The 25,828-nt window shown below is 68.0% G+C and carries 25 protein-coding genes; 12 read left to right on the top strand and 13 right to left on the bottom strand.

All coding sequences use genetic code 11. The features are described 5' to 3' along the window. Positions 1-34: 34 nt before the first annotated feature. The 6 genes from ACP7AB_RS07460 to ACP7AB_RS07435 all read right to left on the bottom strand — a co-directional run bounded on the left by ACP7AB_RS07460 (position 35) and on the right by ACP7AB_RS07435 (position 6,835). Positions 35-415 (bottom strand): hypothetical protein, encoded by a 381-nt coding sequence (locus ACP7AB_RS07460; RefSeq protein ID WP_425989646.1) that lies wholly within the window; start codon positions 413-415, stop codon positions 35-37. Between the two features lie 125 nt (positions 416-540). Next, a complete protein-coding gene (locus ACP7AB_RS07455; RefSeq protein ID WP_425989648.1) occupies positions 541-3,003 on the bottom strand; it encodes a TonB-dependent receptor plug domain-containing protein in 2,463 nt (820 codons plus the stop codon). A gap of 303 nt (positions 3,004-3,306) precedes the next feature. Next, positions 3,307-3,891, bottom strand: coding sequence for a 50S ribosomal protein L9 (rplI, locus tag ACP7AB_RS07450; protein ID WP_425989650.1), 585 nt, complete (start codon positions 3,889-3,891; stop codon positions 3,307-3,309). A gap of 1 nt (position 3,892) precedes the next feature. After that, positions 3,893-4,180 carry a 30S ribosomal protein S18 gene (gene rpsR / locus ACP7AB_RS07445; RefSeq protein ID WP_425989652.1) on the bottom strand — a complete coding sequence of 96 codons (288 nt, stop codon included), beginning with the start codon at positions 4,178-4,180 and terminating at the stop codon, positions 3,893-3,895. A 14-nt stretch (positions 4,181-4,194) separates the two neighbouring features. After that, positions 4,195-4,578, bottom strand: coding sequence for a 30S ribosomal protein S6 (gene rpsF, locus ACP7AB_RS07440; RefSeq protein WP_303696101.1), 384 nt, complete (start codon positions 4,576-4,578; stop codon positions 4,195-4,197). Positions 4,579-4,765: 187 nt separating this feature from the next. After that, positions 4,766-6,835 carry a TonB-dependent receptor plug domain-containing protein gene (locus ACP7AB_RS07435; RefSeq protein ID WP_425989655.1) on the bottom strand — a complete coding sequence of 690 codons (2,070 nt, stop codon included), beginning with the start codon at positions 6,833-6,835 and terminating at the stop codon, positions 4,766-4,768. A gap of 150 nt (positions 6,836-6,985) precedes the next feature. On the opposite strand from ACP7AB_RS07435, the gene fabD reads away from it, so the two are divergent. The 8 genes from fabD to gmk all read left to right on the top strand — a co-directional run bounded on the left by fabD (position 6,986) and on the right by gmk (position 13,537). Continuing rightward, positions 6,986-7,942 carry an ACP S-malonyltransferase gene (fabD, locus tag ACP7AB_RS07430; protein WP_425989656.1) on the top strand — a complete coding sequence of 319 codons (957 nt, stop codon included), beginning with the start codon at positions 6,986-6,988 and terminating at the stop codon, positions 7,940-7,942. Between the two features lie 77 nt (positions 7,943-8,019). Beyond that, entirely contained in the window at positions 8,020-8,760 is a 741-nt protein-coding gene (fabG, locus tag ACP7AB_RS07425) for a 3-oxoacyl-[acyl-carrier-protein] reductase (protein WP_425989658.1), read from the top strand. Continuing rightward, positions 8,760-8,951 (top strand): hypothetical protein, encoded by a 192-nt coding sequence (locus tag ACP7AB_RS07420; protein WP_425989660.1) that lies wholly within the window; start codon positions 8,760-8,762, stop codon positions 8,949-8,951. Before fabG ends, ACP7AB_RS07420 begins: the two co-directional genes overlap by 1 nt. Before the next feature lie 202 nt (positions 8,952-9,153). Continuing rightward, positions 9,154-9,393, top strand: a complete 240-nt coding sequence (locus tag ACP7AB_RS07415; protein ID WP_013270001.1) for an acyl carrier protein — start codon at positions 9,154-9,156, stop codon at positions 9,391-9,393. Positions 9,394-9,503: 110 nt separating this feature from the next. Further along, entirely contained in the window at positions 9,504-10,784 is a 1,281-nt protein-coding gene (fabF, locus tag ACP7AB_RS07410) for a beta-ketoacyl-ACP synthase II (RefSeq protein ID WP_425989661.1), read from the top strand. Between the two features lie 2 nt (positions 10,785-10,786). Beyond that, the gene (gene mltG / locus ACP7AB_RS07405) at positions 10,787-12,010 is read left to right on the top strand and encodes an endolytic transglycosylase MltG (protein WP_425989662.1); all 1,224 of its coding nucleotides are present in this window, start codon (positions 10,787-10,789) and stop codon (positions 12,008-12,010) included. A 29-nt stretch (positions 12,011-12,039) separates the two neighbouring features. Then, positions 12,040-12,906, top strand: coding sequence for a YicC/YloC family endoribonuclease (locus ACP7AB_RS07400; RefSeq protein WP_425989778.1), 867 nt, complete (start codon positions 12,040-12,042; stop codon positions 12,904-12,906). After that, on the top strand, positions 12,896-13,537 hold the full coding sequence (gene gmk, locus ACP7AB_RS07395; RefSeq protein ID WP_425989664.1) for a guanylate kinase: 642 nt from the start codon (positions 12,896-12,898) through the stop codon (positions 13,535-13,537). Before ACP7AB_RS07400 ends, gmk begins: the two co-directional genes overlap by 11 nt. 339 nt (positions 13,538-13,876) lie before the next feature. On the opposite strand, the gene ACP7AB_RS07390 is transcribed toward gmk, so the two are convergent. The 7 genes from ACP7AB_RS07390 to ACP7AB_RS07360 form a co-directional block, all read right to left on the bottom strand. After that, on the bottom strand, positions 13,877-15,007 hold the full coding sequence (locus tag ACP7AB_RS07390) for a pyridoxal phosphate-dependent aminotransferase (RefSeq protein WP_425989666.1): 1,131 nt from the start codon (positions 15,005-15,007) through the stop codon (positions 13,877-13,879). After that, positions 15,004-15,837 (bottom strand): 16S rRNA (adenine(1518)-N(6)/adenine(1519)-N(6))-dimethyltransferase RsmA, encoded by an 834-nt coding sequence (gene rsmA / locus ACP7AB_RS07385; RefSeq protein ID WP_425989668.1) that lies wholly within the window; start codon positions 15,835-15,837, stop codon positions 15,004-15,006. The genes ACP7AB_RS07390 and rsmA overlap by 4 nt, the downstream gene beginning before the upstream one ends. A 125-nt stretch (positions 15,838-15,962) precedes the next feature. Further along, positions 15,963-16,973, bottom strand: a complete 1,011-nt coding sequence (gene pdxA, locus ACP7AB_RS07380) for a 4-hydroxythreonine-4-phosphate dehydrogenase PdxA (protein ID WP_425989670.1) — start codon at positions 16,971-16,973, stop codon at positions 15,963-15,965. 5 nt (positions 16,974-16,978) lie between these two features. Further along, the gene (locus ACP7AB_RS07375) at positions 16,979-18,304 is read right to left on the bottom strand and encodes a peptidylprolyl isomerase (RefSeq protein WP_426046125.1); all 1,326 of its coding nucleotides are present in this window, start codon (positions 18,302-18,304) and stop codon (positions 16,979-16,981) included. Between the two features lie 82 nt (positions 18,305-18,386). After that, a complete protein-coding gene (locus ACP7AB_RS07370; protein ID WP_425989674.1) occupies positions 18,387-20,825 on the bottom strand; it encodes an LPS-assembly protein LptD in 2,439 nt (812 codons plus the stop codon). 38 nt (positions 20,826-20,863) lie between these two features. Continuing rightward, complete coding sequence (lptG, locus tag ACP7AB_RS07365) at positions 20,864-22,012, bottom strand: LPS export ABC transporter permease LptG (RefSeq protein ID WP_425989676.1); 1,149 nt, start codon at positions 22,010-22,012, stop codon at positions 20,864-20,866. Next, complete coding sequence (locus tag ACP7AB_RS07360; RefSeq protein WP_425989678.1) at positions 22,009-23,142, bottom strand: LptF/LptG family permease; 1,134 nt, start codon at positions 23,140-23,142, stop codon at positions 22,009-22,011. The genes lptG and ACP7AB_RS07360 overlap by 4 nt, the downstream gene beginning before the upstream one ends. 141 nt (positions 23,143-23,283) lie before the next feature. Here ACP7AB_RS07360 and ACP7AB_RS07355 point away from each other — a divergent pair, with 141 nt between their 5' ends. The 4 genes from ACP7AB_RS07355 (at position 23,284) to ACP7AB_RS07340 (ending at position 25,814) form a co-directional block, all read left to right on the top strand. Next, positions 23,284-24,756 carry a leucyl aminopeptidase gene (locus ACP7AB_RS07355; RefSeq protein WP_425989680.1) on the top strand — a complete coding sequence of 491 codons (1,473 nt, stop codon included), beginning with the start codon at positions 23,284-23,286 and terminating at the stop codon, positions 24,754-24,756. A gap of 4 nt (positions 24,757-24,760) precedes the next feature. After that, positions 24,761-25,219: a DNA polymerase III subunit chi gene (locus tag ACP7AB_RS07350; protein WP_425989682.1), complete on the top strand. Its 459-nt coding sequence runs from the start codon at positions 24,761-24,763 to the stop codon at positions 25,217-25,219. 68 nt (positions 25,220-25,287) lie between these two features. After that, positions 25,288-25,539 carry a hypothetical protein gene (locus ACP7AB_RS07345; RefSeq protein WP_303696119.1) on the top strand — a complete coding sequence of 84 codons (252 nt, stop codon included), beginning with the start codon at positions 25,288-25,290 and terminating at the stop codon, positions 25,537-25,539. A gap of 11 nt (positions 25,540-25,550) precedes the next feature. Continuing rightward, positions 25,551-25,814, top strand: a complete 264-nt coding sequence (locus ACP7AB_RS07340; protein WP_425989684.1) for a hemolysin — start codon at positions 25,551-25,553, stop codon at positions 25,812-25,814. Positions 25,815-25,828 lie beyond the last annotated feature (14 nt).

Below are 25,828 nucleotides of genomic sequence, written 5' to 3'. Positions count from 1 at the left end.
GGAAAATCCCTAGACGGATCAGTTCAGGCGGCGATCAGACGGCGGGGCAGGGATAGCGCGAGACCATCCAGGCGCGGATGCCGTCGGTCGGTGTCATGCGGACGCGGCGCGTCTGGGGGATGGAGTTGAGATGGGCCAGCAGCTGCCGCGGGTTCACCGAAATGCTTTCGGGGGGACAGAATGACGGCGTGCGTCCTGCCTCGCGAGCGGTGCGCACCTCGGCAGCGACAGTCCTGAAGGCGGTGTTGGCCTCCCCCATCAGCCGGCGTGCGTCGGAGCGCAGGGCCGAGGTCGGGTTCAGCGGCACACGATTGGCTTCGGTGACGAAGACGTCGAGGTTTCTGGCCTGCGCGTTCACCGAACCGGCGCACAGCAGGGTGGACGCCATAAACGCGGCGGCGACGACGGATTTCATGCGGACCCCCTCCAGTTCGAGCTGTGCAGTTCGCCGTGCGGTAGTGGCCAAATCATGACGTCCCAACGACAAACGGCGCGAGGATCGCTCCCCGCGCCGTTCCAGCCCTCGTTGTGGAGAGGCCGCTAGAAGTTGTAGCTCACGCGGGCGAACAGGAAGCGGCCGTTGAAGCCGTAGGGCGAGAAGCCGGGGAAGCCCACCGAACCCGTGCCGCCGTTGTTCGCGGACGGCGTGAAGTTCGGATACTCGTCCGTCAGGTTGTTGACACCTACGGCGGCCGTGACGCCGATCGGGAAGGTGTAGCGGCCTTCCAGATCGATCAGGGTCGCGTCGCCGGCCTGATAGTCCAGGGTTGATGTGTTGTTGGCGATCAGGACGCTGCCGTAATAGGTCGCGCGCGCCGTGGCCGAGAAGTCACCCAGACTCCAGTCGACGCTGCCGACGACCTTGCGCTTCGGCGTGCCGTCCGTGAACGATAGCTGGTTGGCGCGGTCGAACAGATAGCCCGGCGAGGTTGGAATGGCGACGGTCGAGGGAATCGAGGCCAGGTCCGTGATCTCGGTCGCGTTGAAGTTCGCGGCGCCCGTGAAGGTGAACTGACCGAAGTCCTGGTTGGTGCGATAGCGGGCCACGACGTCCACGCCGTTGGTCGAGGTGTTGACGCCGTTCAGGAAGAAGCGTGCGCCGGTCACGCCGAAGGGCGCCAGCAGGGCCAGGGTGGCGCTGGTGGTCGCCGCCGACTGGCTGGGACGGGTCAGGCCGAGCGTCTCGGAGTAGATGATCCGGTCCTCGATATCGATCCGGTAGGCATCGACCGTCAGCTCGAACCCGCCGTTGCGCAGAACGAAGCCGGCCGAGAAATTGGCCGAGTGTTCCGGCTCCAGCGGCGCCGAGCCGAGGGCGATGGCGACCGGGTCGTTGACCCGGAACGAGCCGGCCTGGACCAGGGAAGTGACGGGCACGCCGCCGACCACAGTGGTGACCAGGTTGGTGGCGACGTAGCTGAAGAACTGCTGCTGCAGGGCCGGCGCCTTGAAGCCGGTCGAGATCGCGCCGCGCAGGGCGAAATGCTCGTTGGCGTCCCACCGGGCCGACAGCTTGCCGGTCAGGGTGTCGCCGAAGTCGGAATAATCCTCGTAACGTGCGGCGGCGCCGATGGTGACCGACTCGGACAGACGGCCTTCGACGTCGATGTAGGCGCTGACGTTGCTACGCTCTTCATTGACGACGTTGGACGGCTGGAAGCCCGGGAAGCCCTGGGCGCCTGCGCCGGCGTTGAGCGGGCCCTTGTTGTAGGACTGCGGCTCACCGGCGTGCACGTCAAACGACTCGCGGCGATATTCGACGCCGAACGCGACGTTCAGCGGTTCGAACAGGTTGGCCTCGACCTGCTTCACACCGTCGATCGAGAGGGTCACCTGGTCATAGGCCAGGCCGCCGGCGTCGAACGAGGTCTTGGACGCTGCGCCGTAGGAGGCGTTGACGGTGTTGAGAACGTTGTAGTCCAACTCGTTGCGGCCGTAGCCGACCGAGAAGTCCCAATCGATGCCGGCGGCCTCGCCCTTGAAGCCGCCGAACAGGTTGTAGTCGTCGATCCCGGCGGCGATCACCGGCAGGAAGCCGGTCGGGTAGATGGCCAGGACGTTGTTGGCGTTGTTGAAGGCGCGGGCCGTGGCGGCGGCCTCGGAATCGCGGTGCTGGTAGCCGCCGAAGGCGTAGGCTTCCCAGCCATTGGCCAGGGTGTTGCCGGCGTTGAACCAGATTGACTGGGCGCTCGTCTTCGGATCGCCGAATCGGCCGATGACCGTGGTGGACGAGCCGTTGGAGACGCTCCCCGGAGCAGCGAAGTCGGAGCGGTTGGTGGGATCACGTTCCTGCACTTCACCGGAGATGGTCAGGAAGCCGTCTTCGCCCAGAGGCAGGCCGATCCAGCCTGAGAGGGAGACCTGCTCGCCGTCATGGCGGTCGTGCGAGCCGCGGGCGGTATCGAACTTGGTGTCATAGACGCCGTAGACGGCCGTCAGGCCGCCGCCGGAGTTGGCCTCGCGAAGACGCAGGTTGATGACGCCGGCGATGGCGTCGGCGCCGTACTGGGCCGAGGCGCCGTCACGCAGGACTTCGACGTTGCCGAGGGTGATCGCCGGGATGGTGTTCAGGTCGAAGGCCGTCGAACCCCGACCGAGGTTGCCGTTGACGTTGACCAGGGCGGCGACGTGGCCGCGCTGGCCGTTGATCAGGACCAGGGTCTGGTCGGGGGCGAGGCCCCGCAGCGTCGCCGGGCGGACGTGGTCCGAACCGTCCGAGATGGCGGGACGGGGGAAGTTGATGGCCGGGGCGGTGGCGGCGAGCGCCGCAGCCAGCTCGGTGCCGGCGCCCTGGCGCGTCAGGACCTCGCCGGAGATCACATCGACCGGGGCGACCGAGTCGAGGCGCGTGCGGCCCACGGTGCGCGTGCCGGTGACGATGATCTCGTCGACCGCGGTCGCGTCCTGAGGCGCCGTCTGGGCCATCGCCGCGATCGGGCAGGCGAGCAGGGTCGCCGCGGAGCTGAAGCCGAGAAGGACGGAGCGGGAAATTCTGAGGTGCATGACGAGCCTGACGAGATAGGGCCGACGCGGGACGCGTGGCGCGCGAGATGTGGTCGGATGTCCGGCGTTGACCGCCGCGTGGTTATCGGCCGACCGGCCACGCAAGAATTTTGCGCGGACCAGCGCGGACGCCCCCTATAGTGCAAGCTGGGTGCGTCGAGCGGCGTGGTCAAGCGTGTGTTAATGCAAGCGACTGCCCTCGTTGCAATTTTGACATAGTTCGGTTCGCTTGCAGCAAAAAGGGCGTGCCCGGAGGACACGCCCTTTAGCGTCTCTATCGGCTCGACGAACCGATCTTCAGGATCAGGCCTCGGAGCCGAGACCGTCCTGTTGACCGGCGCCGCCCTCGACCATGTCGCGAGCCTGTTCGGCGGCCGCGTTGCGGTCGTCGTCGTAGGCCGACTTGATCACGTCCTCGCCCTTGGCCTGACGTTCGGCTTCATCAGCCGAGCGCGCGACGTTGATCGTGACCGTGGCGGAGACCTCGGCGTGCAGGCGAACCGGCACGACGTGCATCCCCAGGGTCTTGATCGGGGTGTTGAGCACGATCTGCGAACGTTCGACCTTGCCGCCCTCGGCCTGGATGGCCTCCATGACGTCGCGGCCGCCGACCGAACCGTACAGCTGGCCGGTTTCGCCGGCCTGACGGATCATCACATAGATCTGGCCGTCGATCTTCGAGGCGATCGCGCCGGCGTCGGTCTTGTTGCGTTCGTTGCGCGCCTCGATGGCGACGCGGTCCAGTTCGAACTTCTCCAGGTTCTTCGAGGTGGCGCGGAGCGCCTTCTCGCGGGGCAGGAGGAAGTTACGGGCGAAACCGTCCTTGACAGTGACGACGTCGCCGATGGCGCCGAGGTTCTCGACGCGTTCGAGCAGAACGACCTTCATCTTATTTCACCACGTAAGGCAGGAGGGCCAGATAGCGGGCGCGCTTGATGGCCTTGGCCAGTTCGCGCTGCTTGATCTGGGACACGGCGGTGATGCGCGAGGGCACGATCTTGCCGCGTTCGGAAATGTAGCGCTGCAGCAGCTTGACGTCCTTGTAGTCGATCTTCGGCGCGCCTTCGCCCGAGAACGGGCAGACCTTGCGACGACGATAGAAGGGACGACGGCCGGAGCCGCCCGAGCCGGCAGGGGTGCCGGGAACGTTGGCGGAGGGGGAGTTGGTGTCAGTCATGGGTCCAGATCTCCTTACGCGGCCACTTCGGCGTCTTCACGCGGCGTACGCTCGCGGTCACGCTCGCGCTCACGCTCGCGGCGGGCCAGCAGGGGCGACAGTTCCAGATCGAGTTCCTCGACCTTGACCGTCAGCCAGCGCAGCACGTCCTCATTGATGCCGAGCTGACGCTCGACTTCGGCCATGGCGGGGGGCGGGCAGTCGATGGCCAGCAGGGAATAGTGAGCCTTGCGGTTCTTCTTGACCCGGTAGGTCAGGTTGCGCAGGCCCCAGTACTCGATCTTGGCGACGGAACCGCCGCCGGCCACGATGAGGTCCTTGATGGTGTCGTTGAGGGCTTCGGCCTGTTGCGCGCTGATATCCTGGCGCGACATGACCGTGTGCTCGTAAAGAGCCATAGTGCAGTCTCCCTTGTAGGGCGTCGGCGCGGACGGACCGGGTAAGTCCGAACCACGATGGATCCTGCAGCGGCGGCCGGGATGACTTCCCGAACCCTTTGGTGTTCCGCGACAGGACCGAAGCCCTGGAAAGCGGGCGCGTATAGGGGAAAAGGGGCGATCGGGCAAGGACGAAGGCCTGCGTGGCTCAGAAGCTCCTGCGCGCGCTGACATAGGCGCTGATCGTGCCTTCGGAGCGCGAGGTTTCGGAATAGACGGGCACGCCACGATCGCGGGGCGCGGCAAAGAAGATGAACGCGCCGTCCGAACCGCCGGACACGTTCAGCCCGCCGCTGAGACTGAGACGATCATCGGGTCGCCAACTCAGGCTCGCGCTGAAGCTGGGCTGGCTGCGGGACCGCACCAGGGCGCGCGGACCGTAGTTGCGCGTGGACTGGCCGCTGGACGCGTTGAGGCTCCAGTTGATGCGCTGGCTGACCAGGTTCTGGCTGAGCCCCAGGCTCACGACCACGGGCTGTTCGTTGGATAGGCGGCGATCCACGAACGTGACGGGGTCGACCGTCTCGGACTGGCGAAGCTGAAGCGACGCCGAGGCGACCCCGCCGCCCATGCCGTAGCTGTCCAGCGGCAGGCGACCGGTGAATTTGGCCGTCTCGCGCCTCGCCGTGCCGACGTTTCGGGTGATGTTGTACAGACGCGGCGTGGTCTCGCCGGGCGGGGTTTCCAGAATGACGACTTGACCCAGGAGGTCGTCGAAGGCCTCGTGCGTCAGTTCGGCGACGAAGGACCCCTGGCGACCGAAAACCCGCTCATAGCGCGCCTGGGCCAGCCAGATCTGGGCCGGACGGATGTCCGGGTTTCCGCGCCCGAAGACGCCGGTCGAGAAGGCGGCGGAGGCCTGGAACGCGCCGAAGGAGAGCTGATCGACATTGCGTTCCAGCTTGAAGGCCAACTGGTGCCCGGCGGCGGGCGTCCAGGCGATGTTCAGGCGGGGCTTGAGGAAGTTGAGGTCGGTTTCGGCCGCGCCCGCGCTGCCGGTCGCGGTGATGCGGGACCGTTCGTACCGGAGCGCACCGGTGACGCTGAGGTTATCGCGCGGCGTCCAGACGCCGGAGACAAAGCTCTCGCTGCGCAGTTCCTCGACCCGCGTGTCGTCGCCCGGAAGCAGCAGGGGCAACCCGTCGAACCGATAGGCCGTGCCGCTCTCGACGAAGTTGAAGGCGATCTCGGACCCGGCTTCGAAGTCGATCGAGCCGTAGGGAGTGGCGAGCGAGGCGAATTTCAGAGAGCCTGAACCGATGCTTTCCCCACGCCTGCCATCGCTGACCGTGGCGGAGGTGAATTCGGGGGTCTCGTAGGAACCCGTGCTGTCGTTGTCGATCAGCTGTTGCGAGCCGAGAACCTCCAGCGTCATGCCAAGGGGCAGGCTGCGGGTCCAGCGCAGGCCGATCTCCCCCTTGGTCTGGGCGCTGTCCGACAGGGAGGTTTCACGACCGGATGGGACGATCAGCAGGTCGCTGCCCTCATAGCCGCTGCCATTGACGTCGATGAGGCCGTTCAGGCGGATGCGCCCGCCGGCGAACGGCCCTTCGTAGACGGTCGTGCCCGAGACGCCGTGGAAGTCGAAGACACCCTGACTACGGGCGAGCAGCAACAGTTCGCCGGTCGGCGATCGACGCTCGCGGATGCCCTCGTCGTCGCCCGATCCCTGATAGGCGCTGAGCGAGGCTTCCAGCGATCGGCCGTCCCACTGGCGGCGGGCTTGCAGGTTCAGATTGGGCTGGAGGCGGCCTTGGGTGTTGTCCGTAACGCTGGCGGAAACGGAGCCGGACACCCCGCCGTCAGGGCGGCGGATCACGTTGGCCACGACCGCCTTGCCCTGCATGTCGATACCGCCGGCGCCCGCTCGAACGATGTCGATGCGAACGACCTGGGCGGCCGGTATACGGGACAGGATGGACTGAAGGGAATCGCTGCGGACCGGCGGGCGTTCGCCGTCGATCAGGATGTTGCCGACGGTTCCGGCGAAGCCTCGGCCCGACGTGCCACCGTCAAACTGGAAACCCGGAATGCGCCCGGTCATGTCCAGCGCGGTCACCGGCCGGAACTCGGTGAAGAAGGCTGCTGGATAGGCGGTGACGTTGGGATCGGCGGTGGCTGCGGCTGCCTGAGCCAGGGCGGTGCTCGGGACGCCAGGGGTAAAGGCCAGGACGGCTGCACCCGCCAGCGCGCACGCGCTCTTTCGTCCAACAGTCATGCAACGCCCCCAGGAATCTCAGCCTGAACTCTAGGTTGATGGCGATTGTGTCCGATCAACGGCGACGCTTGCAGGTTGTCGTCGGTCTTGAGCCGGTGGACAGGTTGGCTTACCCCTCCGCGCTTCTGACAACGATCGCGGACCCTATCGATGACCCTCGCCCTCCTGTTCCCCGGACAAGGCAGCCAGGCTGTCGGCATGGGCGCGGCGCTGGCCGACGCCTTCGGATCGGCGCGGGATGTGTTCGCCGAGATCGACCAGGCCCTGGGACAGGATCTGTCCGGCCTGATGCGGAACGGACCCGAGGACCAGCTGACCCTGACCGAGAACGCCCAGCCGGCCCTGATGGCCGTGTCCCTGGCCGTCATGCGGGTGCTGTACAAGGAATTCGGCGTCTCCGTGGACCGCGCGGCCTTCGTCGCCGGCCATTCGCTGGGCGAATATTCGGCCCTGGCGGCGGCGGGCACCCTGTCGCTGACCGACACCGCCCGGCTGTTGAAGCTGCGCGGCCAGGCCATGCAGCGCGCCGTGCCTGTGGGGCAGGGGGCCATGGCCTCCCTCATCGGGCCGAAAACCGACCTCGCATTGGCCGAAGCCGCCGCTGCGGCGGGCGCCGAGGTCGGGGTCTGCGTCGTCGCCAACGACAACAACAACGGCAATGTCGTCATCTCGGGCGAGAAGGCCGCCGTCGATCGCGCCATCGAAAAGGCCAAGGAACTGGGCGCGCGGGCCATCCCGCTGAACGTCTCGGCGCCCTTCCACTGTCCGCTGATGCAGCCCGCCGCCGACGAGATGGCGACCGCCCTGGCGGCGGCCTTGCTGGTCTCTCCCGCCGTGCCGCTCGTGGCCAACATCACCGCCCGGCCTGAAACCGACGCCGCTGCGATCCGTCGCCTGCTGGTCGAACAGGTCACCGGTCGCGTCCGCTGGCGCGAGTCGATGGAGTGGATGGCGACCGAAGGGGGCGTGACCCGTTTCGTCGAGATCGGCTCCGGCAAGGTCCTGACCGGCATGGCCAGACGCATCGCGCCGGATGCCGAGAGCCTGGCGCTGAATACGCCGGAAGACATTGAGGCGTTCGCCCAAGCAGTGACGAGTGGCGGGTGACGAGTGACGAGTGACGAGTTCACTCGCCGCCCTTCTCGCCACTCGCCACTAAACACTCGTCACTACGGAGACAGACCATGTTCGACCTGACAGGCAAGACCGCCCTCGTCACCGGCGCCACGGGCGGTATCGGCGGGGCCATCGCCCGCGCCCTGCACGCGCAAGGCGCCACCGTCGTGCTGTCCGGCACGCGCGAGGCCGCTCTGGCGCAAATGGCGGCGGAGCTTGGCGACCGTGCGACCTTCTCGGCCGCGAACCTGTCGGAGCCGACCTCTGTCGATGGCCTCGTGGCGGCGGCGGAGGCTGTGGCGGGGGCTCCTCTCGATATCCTGGTCGCCAACGCGGGCATCACCAGGGACGGCCTGCTGATGCGGATGAAGGACGAGGACTTCCAGTCCGTCCTCACCGTCAATCTGGAGAGTTATTTCCGCCTGTCGCGCGCCGTCATGAAGGGGATGATGAAGCGCCGTTCGGGCCGGATCATCGGCATCACCTCTGTGGTCGGCGTCACCGGAAACGCCGGCCAGACCAACTATGCGGCGTCGAAGGCCGGGATGATCGGCTTTTCCAAATCCCTGGCCCAGGAGGTCGGCAGCCGGGGCATCACCGTGAACTGCATCGCCCCGGGCTTCATCACCTCGCCGATGACCGACGTGCTGAACGAGCAGCAGCGGGAGGGCATTCTGAGGAACATCCCGGCCGGGCGTCTGGGCACGGGCGACGAGATCGCCGCCGCCGCCGTCTATCTGTCGTCCGACGAAGCCGCCTATGTCACGGGGCAGACCCTGCACGTGAACGGCGGCATGGCGATGATCTGATGATCGCGCTGCGCTACCTCGCCACCATCCTCAGCGGCCCGCTGCTGCTGGTCGGCGTCATCTGGGTGTTGCAGGGGCTGAACATCCTGCCGGGCAGTTTCATGACCGGCCAGATCATCTGGGCGATCTACGGTGCGCCGATGGCCCTGGCGGGCGGCGCCCTGGCGTGGTGGGTCAATCGCCGCCGCTGATCAAGGCCCTCGGGCTCTGGTCGCGCGACCGCGCGATCGCCCATCAATGAGAGTTCACACCTATTTCCCTCGCCGAGGGGTGTGCTAAAGGCCGCGTGACCGGTTGGGCCAGTGAGGCGTTGCCTCTTGCGCAACCGGAGCCGTCGTGAGACGGCAAGACCACCATACGCCGCTCCGGCGGCTCTAGAAGGCAGAGACACACATGTCCGACACCCTGGAACGCGTCCGCAAGATCGTCATCGACCACCTGGACGCCGATCCGGACAAGGTCACCGAGAAGGCCAGCTTCATCGACGACCTGGGCGCTGACTCGCTCGACAACGTCGAACTGGTCATGGCCTTCGAAGAAGAGTTCGACATCGAGATCCCCGACGACGCCGCCGAACACATTCAGACCGTCGGCGACGCGGTTAAGTTCATCGACGAGAAGACCGCGGCCTAAGCCTCGGTTCACTCACCCGGCAGTCAATGGCCGCCCGGCCCTCCTAGCGGAGAGGCCCGGCGGCCATTACTGTTTCTGATTCAGGATTCGTGGAGCTGGAGCCCGACATCATGCGTCGCGTCGTCGTTACCGGTCTCGGCCTTGTCACGCCCCTGGGCAACGGGGTCGATTTGAGCTGGAAAGGCATCCTTGAGGGCCGTTCCGGCATCCGACAGATCACGGCCTTCGATACCGAGGGCTTCGGTTGCACCATCGCGGGCGAGGTTCCGAGCGTGGACGGTCGCGGCGGGGGCGGTCCCGACATCCCCGGCAGCTTCGATCCCGACGCCATCATGACGCCCAAGGAACGCAAGCGGGTCGACGACTTCATCCTGTTCGGCATCGCAGCGGCCGACGAGGCTCTGAATGACGCCAATTGGCATCCCGGGACGGACGAGGACAAGGAACGCACCGGCGTCATCATGGGGGCCGGCATAGGCGGCCTGGGCCCCATCGCCGACAGCGCGGCGATCCTGGCCGAATCCGGTCCGCGCCGCGTCAGCCCCTTCTTCATCCCCTCGGCCCTGATCAACCTGGCCAGCGGCCAGATCTCGATCCGCCACGGCCTGAAGGGGCCGAACCACGCCGTCGTGACGGCCTGCGCCTCCGGCGTGCACGCCATCGGCGACGCGGCGCGGATGATCATGCTGGACGATGCCGATGTGATGGTGGCGGGCGGGGCCGAGAGCTCCATCGTGCCGCTCGGTATTGCCGGCTTCCTCGCCTGCAAGGCCCTGTGCACCGCCTATAACGACACGCCGGAGACCGCCTCGCGCCCCTATGATCGGGGCCATGCCGGCTTCGTCATGGGTGAGGGCGCCGGGGTCGTCATCCTCGAGGAATACGAACACGCCAGGGCGCGCGGCGCGAAGATCTACGCCGAGGTCATCGGCTACGGCATGTCGGGCGACGCCTGGCACATCACCGCCCCGTCCGAGGACGGGGACGGCGCCTATCGCGCCATGAAGGCGGCGGTGAAACGGGCCGGCATCGCGGTCGAGGACATCGACTACGTCAACGCCCACGGCACCTCGACCATGGCCGACTGGATCGAGTTGCGCGCGGTCGAGCGGCTGGTCGGCGATCATGCGAAAGACATGGCCATGTCCTCCACCAAGTCGATGACCGGACATCTGCTCGGCGCCGCCGGGGCCATCGAGGCGGTGTTCAGCATCCTGGCCATCCGCGACCAGATCGCGCCGCCGACGATCAACCTCGATGACCCGGAACACGAAACCGCCATCGATCTCGTGCCACACAGGGGCAAGCCGATGGAGATCGATGTAGCCATGTCCAACAGCTTCGGATTCGGCGGCACCAACGCCTCGATCATCTTCCGCAAGGTGGCCTGACCGTGGCGAACGCCGGGGGGGCTCCGAAACGGCAACGGCCGGGTCTGATGGCGGCGCTGCTGGCGGCGTCCGCGACCTTCAGCCTGTTCCTGATCGCGGCCCTGGCCTGGGGGTGGAGCGTCTACTACGCGCCCGGACCGACGGCGCGCGAAGGCGACACGACGGTGGTCACCCTCCCGTCCGGGTCGGGCGTCTCGGCCATCGCCGCGACGCTGAAGCGCGCCGGTGTGATCCGGTCCGTCGACATGTTCAAGGCAGCCGCCACCCTGACCGGGGCGGATCGTCGACTGCGCGCCGGCGAGTACGAAGTGCCGACCCGCGCTTCGCTGAAGGCCGTCATCGGCCTGCTGACCGACGGGCGAGTGGTGCGCCATTTCGTGACCATCCCCGAGGGCTGGTCCTCGGCCCAGGCAGTGGACATCCTGAATGCCGAGGCGATCCTGACCGGGACCATCGACGAAGTGCCTGAGGAAGGCTCCCTGTGGGCCGAGACCTATGAGGTCTCGCGCGGCGAGACCCGGGCCTCGGTGATCGCGCGAATGCAGCGCGACGCCGCGGACAATCTGGCCGAGCTGTGGGCAGCCCGCAGCCCCAACACCGTCGTCCGGAGCCCCGAGGAGGCCGTGATCCTGGCGTCTGTTGTGGAGAAGGAGACCGGGCTGGCCCGCGAACGGCCCCGCGTGGCGGCCGTGTTTTCGAACCGGCTGCGGATCGGCATGCGGCTGGAGAGCGATCCGACCATCATCTACGGCATCACCAAAGGCCGTCCGCTGGGACGCGGCATCCGTCTGTCGGAACTGCAGCGCGACACGGGCTGGAACACCTATCTGATCGACGGCCTGCCGCCGACGCCGATCGCCAATCCGGGCCGTCAGGCGCTGGAGGCGGTGCTCAATCCGCCGGCGACCCAGGACCTGTTCTTCGTCGCTGACGGGACGGGCGGCCACGCCTTCGCCCGGACCTATGAAGAGCACCTGATGAACGTGTCGCGCTGGCGGGCGATCGAGGCGGGCAAGGCCCCGCCGGCCGAGACCCTGCCGCCCGGCGCGGTTCCCGGCGCACCGCCGCCCGGACAGGGCACGCCGGAGGGGGCAGCGATCGCCCCGCCGACCGTGACCGGCGAGGCCGTGATCACCATGCAGGCGCCGGGAACGGTGACGCCGTCGCGGACCCTGCGTCCCACGCCCCCGGCGACGCCGCCGCCGGTTCCGGCGAACGGACCGTGAGCGTGTCGTCAGGCCCCATCCTGTCCGGAATGACCGGCTTCGGCCGGGCCGACGGCGCCCTCGACGGCTGGACCTGGTCGGTCGAGGCGCGCTCGGTCAACGGTCGCAATCTGGAGGTCCGCTTCCGGGGTCCGAACGGCTTCGACAACCTCGAGCGGCTCGCCAAGGCGGCCGGTCAGGCGCGTCTGAGCCGGGGTCAGGTCACGATCGGCATCCAGGCGCGCCGCGCGCAGGGCGACGCCTCGGCCCTGAAGGTCAACGAGGCCGTTCTGGCCCGATATTTCCAGCTCGCCAACCAGCTGGCGGAGGAGGGGGCGACGCCGCCGTCCGCCGATGGCCTGCTGGCCCTGCGCGGCGTGCTGGATATCGACGAGGAGGCCGAGGATCCCGAGGCGCGCGCCCCGATCGAGGCCGCCATGGCCGCCACGGTCGAACAGGCGCTCGATGCGCTGAAAATCTCCCGCGAACGCGAGGGCGCCCAGTTGCGGCCCGTGATCGAGGACTTCGTCTCCCGCATCGATAGCCTCGTCGCCACGGCCGAGACCGGGGCCGCCGCCCAGACGGAAGCCGTCCGTGAACGCTTCGCCCGCCGCATGGCCGAACTGGCGCCCGACGCGCCGGGGCTTGAAGACCGGATCGTGCTGGAGGCCGCCGCGCTCGCGACGAAAGCCGACGTGCGCGAGGAGCTGGACCGGCTGACCGCACACGTCGCCTCCGCCCGCGCCCTGCTGGATCAACCGCCCTCGGGCCGCAAACTGGACTTCCTGATGCAGGAGTTCATGCGCGAGGCGAACACCCTCTGTTCGAAATCGGCTACGACGGCGCTGACCGCCACGGGCCTGGACCTGAAAGCGGTCATCGAACAGCTTCGAGAGCAAGTACAGAATGTTGAATGAACGCACGCCCCGTCGGGGCGTCCTCCTGATCGTCGCCAGCCCCTCGGGGGCCGGCAAGACGTCGCTGTGCCGGCGGCTGATGGCCGACCACGGCGGGCTGGAGCTGTCGGTCTCGATGACCACGCGCGGCATCCGCCCGGGCGAGGTGGCCGATCGCGATTATCACTTCATCTCGCCGGAAGACTTCCAGAGCCTGATCGACGCCGACGCCTTCCTCGAATGGGCCGACGTCCACGGCGCTCGCTACGGCAGCCCCCGCGCGCCGATCGACAAGGCCCTGGCCGAGGGTCGTGACGTGCTGTTCGACATCGACTGGCAGGGCGCGCGCGATATCGCGGCGAAATGCCCGGAAGACGCGGTGCGGGTCTTCATCCTGCCGCCCAGCCTTGAAGAGTTGAAGCGCCGTCTGGTGACCCGGTCACAGGACGCCGACGACGTCATCGAGCGCCGCATCGCCAACGCCAAGGGCGAGATCGAGCACTGCACGGATTTCGACTACATCTTCGTCAACGACGACTTCGACCGCTCCTATGCGGAGCTGGCCCACATCTATCACGCCGAACGCAGCCGCCGGTTCCGCAACATCTGGATCGCCGACTACCAGTCGGCCCTGCTGGCCGAGGCGGTCTAGGGCTTCTCGCCTCCCCTCCGTGCACCCCGGCGAAGGCCGGGGTCCAGATGGCGAACTCCGACCTATCCGCCATGCTCGGTGCGAAATCCCGGCGACCAGGTCTGTGATCTGGACCCCGGCCTTCGCCGGGGTGCTCGGTGAAAAAGGCTGCGACTGACGCCTTCCCCGTCAGACCGGAACGCAGGTCGACCGCCCAGCGACTGGTTCAATCCCTAGATCAGCTTCGCCATCTCGGGGAGTCTAGAAACGTCACAGGTCGCAAGACGGAAGTTGCCTCCAACCTGCTGTAATCACTCATTTGCACTTTGTGCACCCGGTCCTCTGGAGTGCAATTCCGGGTCAGGCGGACCGGGTCTCGAACCACGGGGTGATGCGGCGCAGGGCCTCCTCGATCTCCGGCGTCGAGACGGCGAAGCTGAACCGCATGAAGCGGAGGCCGTCGACGGGATCGAAGTCCACGCCGGGCGCCGTGGCCACGCCGGTGTCCCGCAGAAGCTGCTCGCAGAAGGCCACGCTGTGGTCGGTCAGGTGGCCGATGTCGGCCCAGATGTAGAAGGCGCCGTCGGGCGGGGCGATGGACTTCAGGCCCAGCGCCGGCAGGGCCTCCAGCATCAGGGTGCGGTTGCGGGCATAGGTCTCGATATGGCCTTCCAGCACCTCGTGCTGGTCCATGGCGACCAGGCCCGCGTGCTGGCTGAGCGATGGCGGGGTCAGGAACAGGTTGCCGATGTAGGCGCGGGCCCGCTCGATATGGTCGTGCGGGACCAGCAGCCAGCCCAGCCGCCACCCGGCCATGCTCCAGTATTTGGAGAAGCTGCTGATCACCATGGCCCCGGGCGCGAACTGCAGCAGCGACGGCTGGGGCCCGACGTAGGAGAGGCCGTGGTAGATCTCGTCGGACAGGATCTGGATCCCCTTGCGCGCACAGACCCCGGCGATGGCGGTCAGTTCCTCGGTCGCGATCACCGACCCCGTCGGGTTGGCCGGGCTGGCGATGATCACCCCGGCGGGCGCAGGCTCCAGCGCATCAAGCGCTGCGGCGGTCAGCTGGTAGTGTTCGTCGGGTCCGCAGGCGATCTCCACCGGGACCATCCGCAGGGCCTTCACCGTGTTGCGGTAGGCGACATAGCCGGGCCGGGCCATGGCGATCCGGTCGCCGGGCGCGAACCGCGACGACAGACCCAGGACCAGGGCCGGCGAGGCCCCGTTGGTCAGCAGCAGCTGGTCGGGCGAGACGCTGACCCCATACCGCTCGTCGTACAGCCGGGCGATGCGGGCCTTCAGCGGCGCGCTCTCCCAGTAGCCCATGCTGTCGGCGTCGAGCACGCGGTGCGCCTCGGCGATGGCGGCGGGCGGGGCGCCGGTCGAGGGCTGGCCGAACTCCATGTGGATCACCGACCGCCCCTCGGCCTTCAGGGCATGGGCCAGACGGCTGATGGCGATGGCGCGGAAGGGTTCGATTTCACTCATGACTGGAGGGCTCCGGCGAGGCGGAGGAAGCCCGCGATGTCGATGACTTCGGCGCGGGCGTCCGGGTCGATCCCGGCGGCTTCGCACAGGGCGCCGCCACCCAGCTGTTTCAGGCTGGAGCGCAGCATCTTCCTGCGCTGGCCGAAGGCGGCGGCCGTGACCCGCTCCAGCCGTTTCAGAGTGGCGGCGTCGGGGCGGTCGGGGCGGGGCACGACATGGACCACGGCCGAGGCGACCTTGGGCGGCGGGGTGAAGGCGGCGGCCGGCAGATGCATCACGATCTTCGCCTCGGCCACGGCCTGGGAGATGACCGCCAGGCGGCCATAGGCGTCGTCGCCCGGCGCGGCCACGATCCGCTCGGCGACCTCCTTCTGGAACATCAGGGTCATGGCGACAGGCGTCCACGCTCCCGTCAACCAGTCGATCAGCAGGGGCGTGCCGACGTTGTAGGGCAGGTTGGAAACGACATGGGCCGGGCCTTCGACCAGCGTCCCCTGATCGACCTTCAGCGCATCGGCCTCGACGATGGTCAGCCGCCCGTCGCCGGTGTCCAGCTCGGCCAGCAGCGGCAGGAAGCGGGGATCCTTCTCGATCAGGACCACCTTGCCGGCGTCGCTCTCGAGGATGGCGCGGGTCAGGCCGCCGGGGCCGGGACCGACCTCGATCACCGCCCGGCCCTCGAACGGCCCCGCGAGGCGGACGATCTTTCGCGTGATGTTGAGGTCCAGCAGGAAATGCTGGCCGAAGCTCTTCCTGGCCAGCAGGCCGTGGGCTTCGAGGGATTCGCGCAAGGGGGGGAGATTGGTGTGGCTCAAAGAGATTCCGCTCATCCCCGCGAAAGCGGGGACCCAGTTCTTTTGTGAGGCTCGGCAGCCGGGATCGAGGGGCAGACCTAGCACCGACCGGCGGCGCGCCCAAAGGTCTGGGTCCCCGCTTTCGCGGGGATGAGCGGAAATCAGGAGGCGCTTCGCCGGGCCGCCATCTCCGAGGCCAGACGGATGGCGGCGATCAGGCTGTCGGGTCGCGCGATCCCCTTGCCGGCGATGTCGAAACCGGTGCCGTGGTCGGGCGAGGTGCGGATGACGGGCAGGCCCAGAGTCGCGTTCACCCCGCCCCAGAAGTCCAGCGTCTTCACCGGGATCAGGGCCTGGTCGTGGTACAGGCAGATGGCGGCGTCGTACCGCGCCCGCGCCTCGTCATGGAACATCGTGTCGGCGGGCAGGGGGTCTGTGATGTCGATCCCCTCGGCGCGCAGGGCCTCGGCCGCGGGTTTCAGGACCGTGATCTCCTGCAGGCCGAGCGCCCCGCCTTCGCCCGCGTGCGGGTTGAGTGCGGCGAGGGCCAGGCGAGGTCGGGCGATGCCGAAGTCGCGGCGCAGGACCTCGTGGACGACGCGGGCGGTGCGGGCGACGCGCTCCCCGGTGACCAGCTCCGGCACCTGGTCCAGGGCGACGTGGATGGTGACGAGGCAGGCGCGCAGGTCCCTCGCCGTCAGCATCATCACCGGGCCGCGCGTTCCGGCGTAGGGAGCGTCGGCGGTCAGTTCGGCGATGAACTCGGTGTGCCCCGGGAAGCGGAAGCCGGCCGCATAGAGGGGAGCCTTGGCGATGGGGGCCGTGACCACGCCCGACGCCTCGCCCGACAGGGCCAGGGCCACGGCGCGCTCGATCCAGTCGGCGACCACGGCGGCATTGCGCGGATCGGGCTTGCCCGGCTCGATCGGCGCTGGAGCCGGGTGACTCAGGACGGGCAGGGCGCGGGCGAAGAAGGCGCCGGCATCGTACAGGTCGCCGATCTCCCGCACGGGCACGCCTTGCGCTTCAAGCAGCCGGAGGTCGCCGATGACGGCGAAAGGAGCCTGCCCGGAGCGCGCGCTCCAGGCCTTGGCGATGATCTCCGCACCGACGCCCGCCGGTTCGCCCAGGGTGAGGACCAGCGGCCCCACGCTGTCGGAAACCGCCGCCACCCCGATTACTTCATTTCGATCAGGGAGTCGGCTCGCAGGTCACGGATATAGCGGCGCGCGAGCATCGCGAGGTTCTGGTTCCGCAGACGGGCCTCGACCTCCTGGTAGCTGGGGACATCCACCCCGCCCACCCGACGGCCGCAGACGGCGAGCAGGTGGATGCCGAGAGGCGTGCGCACCGGGTTCGACACCGTGTTCACCTCGGCCGAACGGGCGACCTGCTGGAACTGGGGCGCCAGGTTGGCCACGTCGCTTTCGCCGAGGTCCGAACCGAGCAGGCCCGCTTCCGACGTCGCGCGCTGCAGAATGTTGTCGCAGGTCAGGCTCGCGCGGATCCCTTCCAGACGCTGGGTGGCGGCGGCGACCTCTTCCGTGGTCGCGGTCTCCGGAAGCTCGATCATCGCCTGCTTCAGCGAGACCAGGCTGGTCGCCGCGCCCGTGCGCTTGTCGCGCATGTAGATGATGTAGACGCCGCCATCGACCGGAATGGGACGCGACAGTTGACCGACCTGCAGCGAGTCCAGAGCAGCCTGCAGAGCCGGCTGCACCGTGCCCTGGACGACCCAGCCGGCGTCGCCGCCGCGGGCCGCCGAAGGCGCGGCCGAGAACTGGCGGGCCACGGCCTGGAAGGCCGCGCCCTGGACCATCTGGGTGACCAGCTGCTCGGCGCCGTTCACGGCCGCCTGCTGGCCGCCGACGCGGTTGGCCTCGAGATAGATCTCGCCGATCAGATACTGGGGCTTGGACGCGGCTTCGGTCAGTTGGCGCAAGGTCTGATCCACCTGGGCGCGGCTGACGCGTGAGCGGCTGTTGAAGCGACCACCGACCAGTTCACGCCAGCCGATCTCGGTGCGCAGCTGTTCGCGCATGGCCTCGGGGCGGATGCCGCCCTGGGCCAGGAAGGCCATGTAGTTCTCGGGCGTCGTGCCGGCCTCCTGCGCCATGCCCGCGATTTCCTGATTCACTTCCTCGTCGCTGATCTGCAGGGTCTCGTAGTTGGCGATCTCCTGGGACTGGAGACGTTCCTCGATCAGCGCCTGGAGCGCCTGCTGCTGGATCGCCGGGATATTCTCCTCGGTCGGCTGCACCTGACTCATGGCGATGACCGAGAGCATGCGCTGACGCAGGTCGAAGCCGGTGATGACCTGGTCGTTGACCGTAGCGACGATGCCGTCCGCCAGGGTGAATTCGGGTTCCGCGGCGGCGGCGGTGGCGGGGGCCTGCTCGGCGGCAGGATCAAGGGTGCCCGCCGCCTGACTCGCAGGGGCGGTCTGGGCAATCGCCGCACCGGCGACCAGCGCGGCCATCGCGACCCCGGCTGTAAAACGCATCAAACGCATGGTCAGTCCTGATTCCTTCGAGCCTGCTGCCCCGATTCCCCACCGGGTTGGCGCACGCCTTTACGCGTCATGCCTAACGCAAGCCGTTTGATCCATAGCCTGACCCTCCAAAAGTGGCGAGGTTTAGACGGAAGTAGACACCCCCGGACGGGCCGGTGGGGCTGACGCGGGTGTTGTCGCGGCGATAGCCGACCTCGATGCGGAAGCAATCGTCATCGAACACGACGCCGACTTCCGAGCGGGTGATCAGGTTGCGTTCAAGGTCAGCGATGCCGGCGACGGCCACGCCCCAGTTTCCCGCGATGAATTGCTGGCCCGCCAACTGCACGAATTCGTAGTTGCGGTTGAGGGGTCCATTCAGGGGATTGGAGCGGTCGACGATATAGCTGGCGGTCGCCAGGTTGCGACGACCCCAACGGCCGTCCACGGCCATCTCGGCGCGGCGGATGTCGCCCGATCCGTCCACCGTCGCATGGCCCCAGCCCCGGATTCGGTCGGACGGCTGGAAGCTGCCCTGAACCACCCAGTCGGAGGTCTGGGCCGCCAGCCCGGTCGGATCGTAGAGGTTGTTCGGCGCGTCAGGGATCGGGATGCGGAAGTCGTCCTGTTCGGCGTCGCGCATGCTGCGACCCACGAACAGGCTGGCGGTCCGGCCCTCGCTCCAGCGCAGCGTGGCGCGCACGCCGGCCGTGATGCGGACCCCGCCCTCCATCAGGTCGTAGCCAGGGAAGCGGTCGACCCGGAACAGGGACGATTCGTCCAGCTCCAGCGTCTGGGCGTCCTCGACCGGGATGCGCGGATCGAGGTCCGGATCTGTCGAGATCGAAATCTGGCCCAGCGGCTCGACGATGAGATCGGCCCCGTCGCTGAGGCGGCGGATCAGGGGGTAACTGACGTCCAGGCCGATCGTGGCGCGCTGGCGCGTGATGGTCTCGTCTTCCAGCCCGAGGATCGGCGGCAGGTCGGTGACCGAATAGACATCGACCCGGCCATCGACGAACGGCTCGTAGCGCAAGCCTGCAGGTGAGGTGAAGGACCGGCGCCAGTCCAGCTGACCGGTCAAACGCCGGCTGTCGACGCCGGGCAGACCGAGGGTCGAGCCCACCGGAATGATCTCGGGCCGCAGGACGGGGCTGCCGAAATAGTCGTCGCGATAGAGCGACACGGCGGACCCGCGCAGGCGCAGGCGGCCGCCGAGGACGGCGCCGGCCGGCTCCCACCGGGCGTCGATCAGGGGCGCGACGAGCGGCAGGGCGCCGTCGGACTCGAACACGTTCAGCGCCGGGGTCACGTCGTTGAAACGGGCGACCCGCAGGCTCTGGATCGAGAAGGCGGCGACCGACAGATAGGACCGCGCGGTCTGACGTTCGGCGTAGAGCTGGCTGATCAGCCGGCGCTGGTCGCCGTAGTAGAGGCCGTTGTCCTGATACGGGTCGATGACGTCGTAGCGGTCGAACAGCGTCTTGTCGGAGGTCCGCTCGGCTGTGAAGCCCCAGCGCCAGGGGCCGGCCGGATCGAACTTGCCGTAGCCGAGGAAATAGCTGCGGCTGGTGCGGTCGCCGAAATCGACGTTGCTCTCGGCCCGACCGTCGCCGTTAAGGTCGAAGTCGCCGAAACTCTGGGCATAGGTATAGCCGCCGCGGGCCACGATGGTCCCCTCGGCGAAGCGGCGGCGCCATTGCAGGTTCAGGAACGGCAGAACCCGGGTGTTGAACTGCGGGCTGATCAGCCAGTCCTCTGACGGCGACATGACTTTCAGATAGGGCGTCTCCACCGACACGCCGCGCCCGTCGTCATAGTTGAAGATCGGGATCAGGAAGCCCGAGGCCCGGTCCACCGTCGGATCGGGATGGGCAAAGAAGGGCGTCCAGAGCACCGGAACCCCGCCGACATTGAACACGGCGTTGCGATAGAGAACCGCGCGCAGTTCCTCGTCCTGGACCACCTTCTCGGCCTGGATCGAGATACTGGGCGTCTTCGGATTACCCTCGGCGTCGCAGATCGGGCAGGGAGTGAAGAGCGCATAGTTGAGCTCGTTCACGTTCTCGGAACGCCGCACAGCGGTCGCCGCCATCAGGCTGGCGCCGGTGGTCGTTCGGGTGGCGAAGTCGACGGCGACGCCGGCTCGCAGGTCGGAATCGAGCTCGAGGTGGCTGGCGAAGACGGTGTTGCGGTCGGGATCGACCAATTCCACGTCGCCGTCCGCCGTGCCGATGCCCTGGGCGATGTCATAGGTGACGGCGCGGCCGCGCAGGGTGTGCCCCTGGAAACGGGCATAGACCCGATCCCGTTCGCCCGTGGCGCTGATGACGTCGCCCTGACGCCCGGCCTGGTCGGCTTCGATATAGATCGCATCCGGCGTCAGGCCGTCCTGAACCACGGCCGGCGGCGGGGTCCGGGCGGGCGCCGTCTGGGCCATCGCGGGCAGGGGCGCACAGGCCAGCAAGGCCGCTCCCGCCAGGACGCGGCCGCGCAGTGCGTTCTTGCGAGAGACGGCGCCTTCAGCCCGCATTGATCAACCGTTCCTTCAGGCCCCCGCCGGAGGCCCGCTTACCCGTCTTCGGTATAGAACAGCAAGGTGAAGGCAGCGAGCGCTGTCAGGATCGCGGGCAGCCAGGCGGCCACGAACGGCGGCACCACCTCGGCCGAACCCATGGCGGCGGAGAACTGGCTGAGGAAGAAGAAGGCGAAACCCAGCACCACGGCGGCCACCGCCATGCGCGCCAGGTCGCCCAGACGCATCAGTCGCAGCGAGAAGGCTGCGGCCAGGATGGTCATGGCGGCGAACGCCAGGGGCGTGGACAGCAACGACTGGAGCCGGAGCCGGTAGGCGGTGGAGGAGAAGCCGGCGTCCTCGATGCGCTGGATCTGGCCGGGCAGGGACCAGAAGGGCGTCGACTGCGGCCGGGCGAAACGCTCGAACGCCTCCTCGTCCGCGAGGGCCGACGGCAGGTCGAGAGTGGCGTAGCGGACCGCACGCTGGCCGGTCTGGGCCCCGACCGCGTCGAACAGCCGCCAGCGGCCGGCGCTGAGGCTGGCTGACGGGGCGTCGATCCTCTCGGTGAACCGGCGTTGTCCCTGCGGATCGGTGGCGTAGATGAAGAAGGTTACGTCCAGCAGCCGGGCGTTGGCGCGGTCCTGACGACCGGCGCGGATGACCATCTGGCGCGGGCCGTCGCCCTCGCGCAGCCAGATCGCCTGTTGTTCCTCCGCACCCAGCACGGACCCCGAGATGCGGGCGCGCTCGCGCTGGAACAGACCGTCGGCCGAGGCGGCCACGGGGCCGATCACGGTCACCGTGAGCACGCCGAGAACGAGCGCTGCGCCGGCCGCAGGCAGGACGAACCGCCAGGCGGAGACGCCCGCCGCGCGCATGGCGACCAGCTCGGAGCGACGGTTCAATCCGACAAAGGCCGCCAGGGTGCCGAACAGGAAGACGAAGGGCAGGAGTTGAACGATCACCGCCGGCGATTTCAACAGCATCAGGCCGAGGATGCGCAGCCCCGACAGGTCGGTGTCGGAGCCCAGGCCCCGTGAAATCTCCACGAAGTCGATCAGCGTCACCAGGGCGGCGATGACGGCGAGGGCCACGCCCAGCGACCGCGCCAGCTGGATCAGCACATAGCGTTCGAGCCGTCCGAGGCGGAGGGCGCTCAGGACGTGCCGGGGCGCGTCGGCGATGGATCCGAAGCCGCTCATGCGAACCGCGCCTTCAGCTGGGCCAGGGGCGAGCGGCCTTTCGACCGGCGAGGCTTCAAGGCCCGGAACAGGAGGCGCAGCGCGATGGCGGCGGCCGCGATGGGCAACAGATACTGGAAGACGTTCAGCCAGCTGTTCCAGGCGCTGGCCGCGACGACCGCGTAGCCGAAGATGCGGACCAGCAGGAAGGCGGCGGATGCCTTGGCTATCCTCATGCCGTAGCCCGTGCGGCTGAAGGCCCCTCCCATGATGGCGGCCAGGGCCATGGCCATGGCGGTCAGGGCGTAGAGCGGCGAGGACAGGCGGCTGTGCGCCTCGGCCAGCAGTTCGCCGCGGGGACCGGTGTCGCGGATCAGATCGGGCGTCGGGGTGAAGAGCTGGGTGATCCAGAGGTCGGCGGGCTTGTAGCGGATGTGCTCGTCGTTGCTGACGTACTGACCCAGCGGGAAGACGTAACCGTCGAACGACAGCTGCTGCAGCACCCCTTTGGAATCGGGCTCCTGCCAAGATCCTTGCGTCATCGTCAGGACCGGTTGGCCATCGACCCGGCCGAAGCGCGCCTCGGACGCGTCCCAGGTCGTCGATTTGTCGCCGTCCTCAATGTAGATGAAGAGGTTCTTCAGCAGGCCGTTCTGTTCGATCTGCTGGACGTAGACGGTCAGGCCGTTGGGGCCCTGAACGAACCGGCCCTCCTCGACCAGCAGGGCGGCGAGGTCGGTACGGATCTCGAACGCCTGTTCGCGCGAGGTGCGCTGGGCCCAGGGCTGGATCACGACATTGGTCGTCAGGGCCACGAGAGCCACGGCCAGGGCCAGCCGAGCCGAGGGCGCGATCATCTGCCAGCGCGACATGCCGCTGGCGTAGGCGGCGGTCAGTTCCTGTTCCCGCTGCAGCCGGGTCAAGGCGATCAGGGCGCCGACGAACAGGCCGATGGGCAGGATGACGCCGACCAGCTGGGGCACCGCCAGCAGCGTCAGTTTCAACATGACCCAGAGGCTCTGGCCGCGCTCGACGATGACCTCGAGCTGGTCGAGGCTCTGGCTCAGGAGGCCGATTCCGACCAGCGAGCCGCAGGCCGCCAGGACGGGCAAACTGATCTGGCGGAAAAGGTAGCGTTGAATCAGGGTCATGCGGGCGATGAAATCACCCGGTTGCGGGCGCGGACGTTGGGGCGCATCTAATACACGTCCGGGCGCGCCGCCGACAATGGCGGGCGTGACCACCCACAGTTCAATGACCGGGAGTCTACCCCGGCCGGAGTATGCGTTTCCATGAAGATCGATTTCGTCGCCGAAGCCGGCGCAGCAGGCGTTCTCGCCATCCTCGTCCATGACGGTCGCAGCCTGGCCGGGGCGGGCGGCGATCACGACGCCGCCGCAGGCGGGGCTCTGACCCGGGCGATGTCCGCCAGCCGCTTCACCGGCGGCGCCAATTCCAGCCTGATCATCGCCGCGCCCTCGGGCGTCAAGGCCGACACGATCGTGCTGGTCGGTGCGGGCGAGGCCGGCAAGTTCGACGACCTGGCGCTCGAGACCGCCGCCGGCGCCGCCTACAACGCCGTGAAGCTGTCGGGCGCAGAGACCCTGACGATCGACCTTGGGCACCTGTCCGCCGCCGAGGCCGCGCGCGCCGCCTTCGCGGTTCGTCTGGCCGCCTACCGGTTCGACAAGTACCGGACCAAGGAAAAGCCGGACAAGATTCCGTCGATCCAGACCGTCAACATCATCACCCGGGACATCGCTGCCGCCAAGGCCGCGCTGGAGCCGCTGAACGCCGTCGCCGACGCCGTCTACTTCTCGCGCGATCTGGTCGCCGAGCCCGCCAACATCCTCTACCCGGCCGAGTTCGCCCGCCGGGTCAAGGAACTGGAGCGTCTGGGCCTGAAGGTCGAGATCCTCGGCGAGAAGGAAATGGAAGCCCTCGGCATGCATGTCCTGCTGGGCGTGGGTCAGGGCTCGGTTCGCGAGAGCCAGCTGGCCGTCATCCAGTGGAACGGCGGCAAGACCGGCGACGCGCCGATCGCCTTCGTCGGCAAGGGAGTCTGCTTCGACACCGGCGGCATCTCGATCAAGCCGGCCGCCGGCATGGAAGACATGATCTGGGACATGGGCGGCGCGGCCGCCGTGGCCGGGCTGATGCACGCGCTGGCGGGCCGCAAGGCCAGGGTCAATGCCGTCGGCGTGCTGGGCCTGGTCGAGAACATGCCCGACGGCAACGCCCAGCGTCCGGGCGACATCGTCAAGTCGATGTCGGGCCAGACGGTCGAGGTCATCAACACCGACGCCGAGGGCCGCCTCGTTCTCGCCGACGCCCTCTGGTACACACAGGACCGCTTCAAGCCGAAGTTCATGGTCGATCTGGCCACGCTGACGGGCGCCATGATCGTCGCCCTGGGCCTCGACTACGCGGGCGTGTTCTCGAACTCAGACGAGCTGGCCGACGCCCTTCTAGCGGCCGGTCCCAAGGTCAACGAGAACGTCTGGCGGATGCCGCTGCCGCCGCAGTACGACAAGATCATGGACAGCGTGAATGCCGACGTGAAGAACTCGGCCGGTCGCGACGGCGGGTCGATAACGGCCGGCCTGTTCCTGCAGCGCTTCACCAACGGCGTGCCGTGGGCCCATATCGACATCGCGCCGGTGGCCTGGGTCACCAAGTCCACGCGGACCACCGTGCCCGACGGCCCCGTGGGCTGGGGCGTGCGTCTGCTGGATCGCATGGTGGCCGACACCTACGAAGGCTGATCGGGTGAGCGGGACCGGGGAAATCTGGTTCTATCATCTGGAGCGGTCCACGCTGGATCAGGTCCTGCCTGAACTGCTGGACCGCACCCTTCAACGCGGCTGGCGGGCGCGGGTCCGGGTCGCGGATGCGGATGCACGCCAGGCCATCGACGAACGGCTGTGGACCTGGCGGGACGAGTCCTTCCTGGCCCACGGCCTGTCGGATCAACCCCATCCCGAGCGCCAGCCCATCCTGCTGACGGCGGGAGACGAGAACCCGAACGGGTCTCAGGCGCTGTTCATTGTCGATGGTTCAGACATGGACCTCACAGAGGAGTTCGAGCGATGCTTCATCATCTTCGACGGTCGCGACGAGACGGCGCTGCACAGGGCGCGGGAACGCTGGAGGGCGCTGAAGGAGCAGGGGGCGAACCTCGCCTACTGGAAGCAGTCGGACGAGGGGCGCTGGGAAAAAGCGGCCTGATCGCGGCTCTCTTCCTGGCCGCTTGCACATCGACTCCGTCCGCGATCAGCGAAGCCTCCGGGCCTTCGGTGATCGAGCAGGCCGAGGCGAACCAGCCGGTCGGATCGCACATGCCGGACGACGACGCCGACCTCTGCAAGGCCGCCGACTTCCAGTATCTGGTTGGAAAGCACAGGAACGAGATCCCGGTGCCGGTGGAGGTGGTCAACCGCCGCGTGGTCTGTACGACCTGCCCGGTGACGATGGACTTCTCGCCCCATCGGCTGAACATCTTTTACAACACCCGCACCGAGCTCGTGGAGCAGGTCCGCTGCGGGTAGTCGCCGCACTGATGCTGGGCGCCGCGCTGCTGACGGCGTGCGCCCCAACGCCGACGCAGACGCCGGCGCCCGAACCGACCAGGCCGCAGCGTTGCGATGCGGCGTCTGCCCGGTCCCTGATCGGGAGCCATCGCGGCGCGGTCGATTTCGCGGCCGGGGCCGATGTGCGGTTCGTCTGCACGACCTGTTCGGCGACCGAGGACTATCGCCCCAACCGTCTCAACATCCGTTTCGACGAGGCCACCGGGATCATCCGCAGCGTCGACTGCGGCTGATCCCGGTCCCGCCT

Origin of the sequence: Brevundimonas sp. TWP3-1-2b1 (assembly GCF_049896165.1) — a bacterium.
Taxonomy (GTDB): domain Bacteria; phylum Pseudomonadota; class Alphaproteobacteria; order Caulobacterales; family Caulobacteraceae; genus Brevundimonas; species Brevundimonas subvibrioides_B.
Note: the sequence above shows the minus strand (reverse complement) of the source record. Positions and strands in the feature narration are given on the sequence as shown.

Bases quoted from the DNA above. Each gene is read 5' to 3' on its own strand.
- ACP7AB_RS07460 (WP_425989646.1), bottom strand. From the start codon at position 415: ATGAAATCCGTCGTCGCCGCCGCGTTTATGGCGTCCACCCTGCTGTGC.
- ACP7AB_RS07455 (WP_425989648.1), bottom strand. From the start codon at position 3,003: ATGCACCTCAGAATTTCCCGCTCCGTCCTTCTCGGCTTCAGCTCCGCG.
- rplI (WP_425989650.1), bottom strand. From the start codon at position 3,891: ATGAAGGTCGTTCTGCTCGAACGCGTCGAGAACCTCGGCGCCATCGGC.
- rpsR (WP_425989652.1), bottom strand. From the start codon at position 4,180: ATGACTGACACCAACTCCCCCTCCGCCAACGTTCCCGGCACCCCTGCC.
- rpsF (WP_303696101.1), bottom strand. From the start codon at position 4,578: ATGGCTCTTTACGAGCACACGGTCATGTCGCGCCAGGATATCAGCGCG.
- ACP7AB_RS07435 (WP_425989655.1), bottom strand. From the start codon at position 6,835: ATGACTGTTGGACGAAAGAGCGCGTGCGCGCTGGCGGGTGCAGCCGTC.
- fabD (WP_425989656.1), top strand. From the start codon at position 6,986: ATGACCCTCGCCCTCCTGTTCCCCGGACAAGGCAGCCAGGCTGTCGGC.
- fabG (WP_425989658.1), top strand. From the start codon at position 8,020: ATGTTCGACCTGACAGGCAAGACCGCCCTCGTCACCGGCGCCACGGGC.
- ACP7AB_RS07420 (WP_425989660.1), top strand. From the start codon at position 8,760: ATGATCGCGCTGCGCTACCTCGCCACCATCCTCAGCGGCCCGCTGCTG.
- ACP7AB_RS07415 (WP_013270001.1), top strand. From the start codon at position 9,154: ATGTCCGACACCCTGGAACGCGTCCGCAAGATCGTCATCGACCACCTG.
- fabF (WP_425989661.1), top strand. From the start codon at position 9,504: ATGCGTCGCGTCGTCGTTACCGGTCTCGGCCTTGTCACGCCCCTGGGC.
- ACP7AB_RS07400 (WP_425989778.1), top strand. From the start codon at position 12,040: ATGACCGGCTTCGGCCGGGCCGACGGCGCCCTCGACGGCTGGACCTGG.
- gmk (WP_425989664.1), top strand. From the start codon at position 12,896: ATGTTGAATGAACGCACGCCCCGTCGGGGCGTCCTCCTGATCGTCGCC.
- ACP7AB_RS07390 (WP_425989666.1), bottom strand. From the start codon at position 15,007: ATGAGTGAAATCGAACCCTTCCGCGCCATCGCCATCAGCCGTCTGGCC.
- rsmA (WP_425989668.1), bottom strand. From the start codon at position 15,837: ATGAGCGGAATCTCTTTGAGCCACACCAATCTCCCCCCCTTGCGCGAA.
- ACP7AB_RS07375 (WP_426046125.1), bottom strand. From the start codon at position 18,304: ATGCGTTTTACAGCCGGGGTCGCGATGGCCGCGCTGGTCGCCGGTGCG.
- ACP7AB_RS07370 (WP_425989674.1), bottom strand. From the start codon at position 20,825: ATGCGGGCTGAAGGCGCCGTCTCTCGCAAGAACGCACTGCGCGGCCGC.
- lptG (WP_425989676.1), bottom strand. From the start codon at position 22,012: ATGAGCGGCTTCGGATCCATCGCCGACGCGCCCCGGCACGTCCTGAGC.
- ACP7AB_RS07360 (WP_425989678.1), bottom strand. From the start codon at position 23,142: ATGACCCTGATTCAACGCTACCTTTTCCGCCAGATCAGTTTGCCCGTC.
- ACP7AB_RS07355 (WP_425989680.1), top strand. From the start codon at position 23,284: ATGAAGATCGATTTCGTCGCCGAAGCCGGCGCAGCAGGCGTTCTCGCC.
- ACP7AB_RS07340 (WP_425989684.1), top strand. From the start codon at position 25,551: ATGCTGGGCGCCGCGCTGCTGACGGCGTGCGCCCCAACGCCGACGCAG.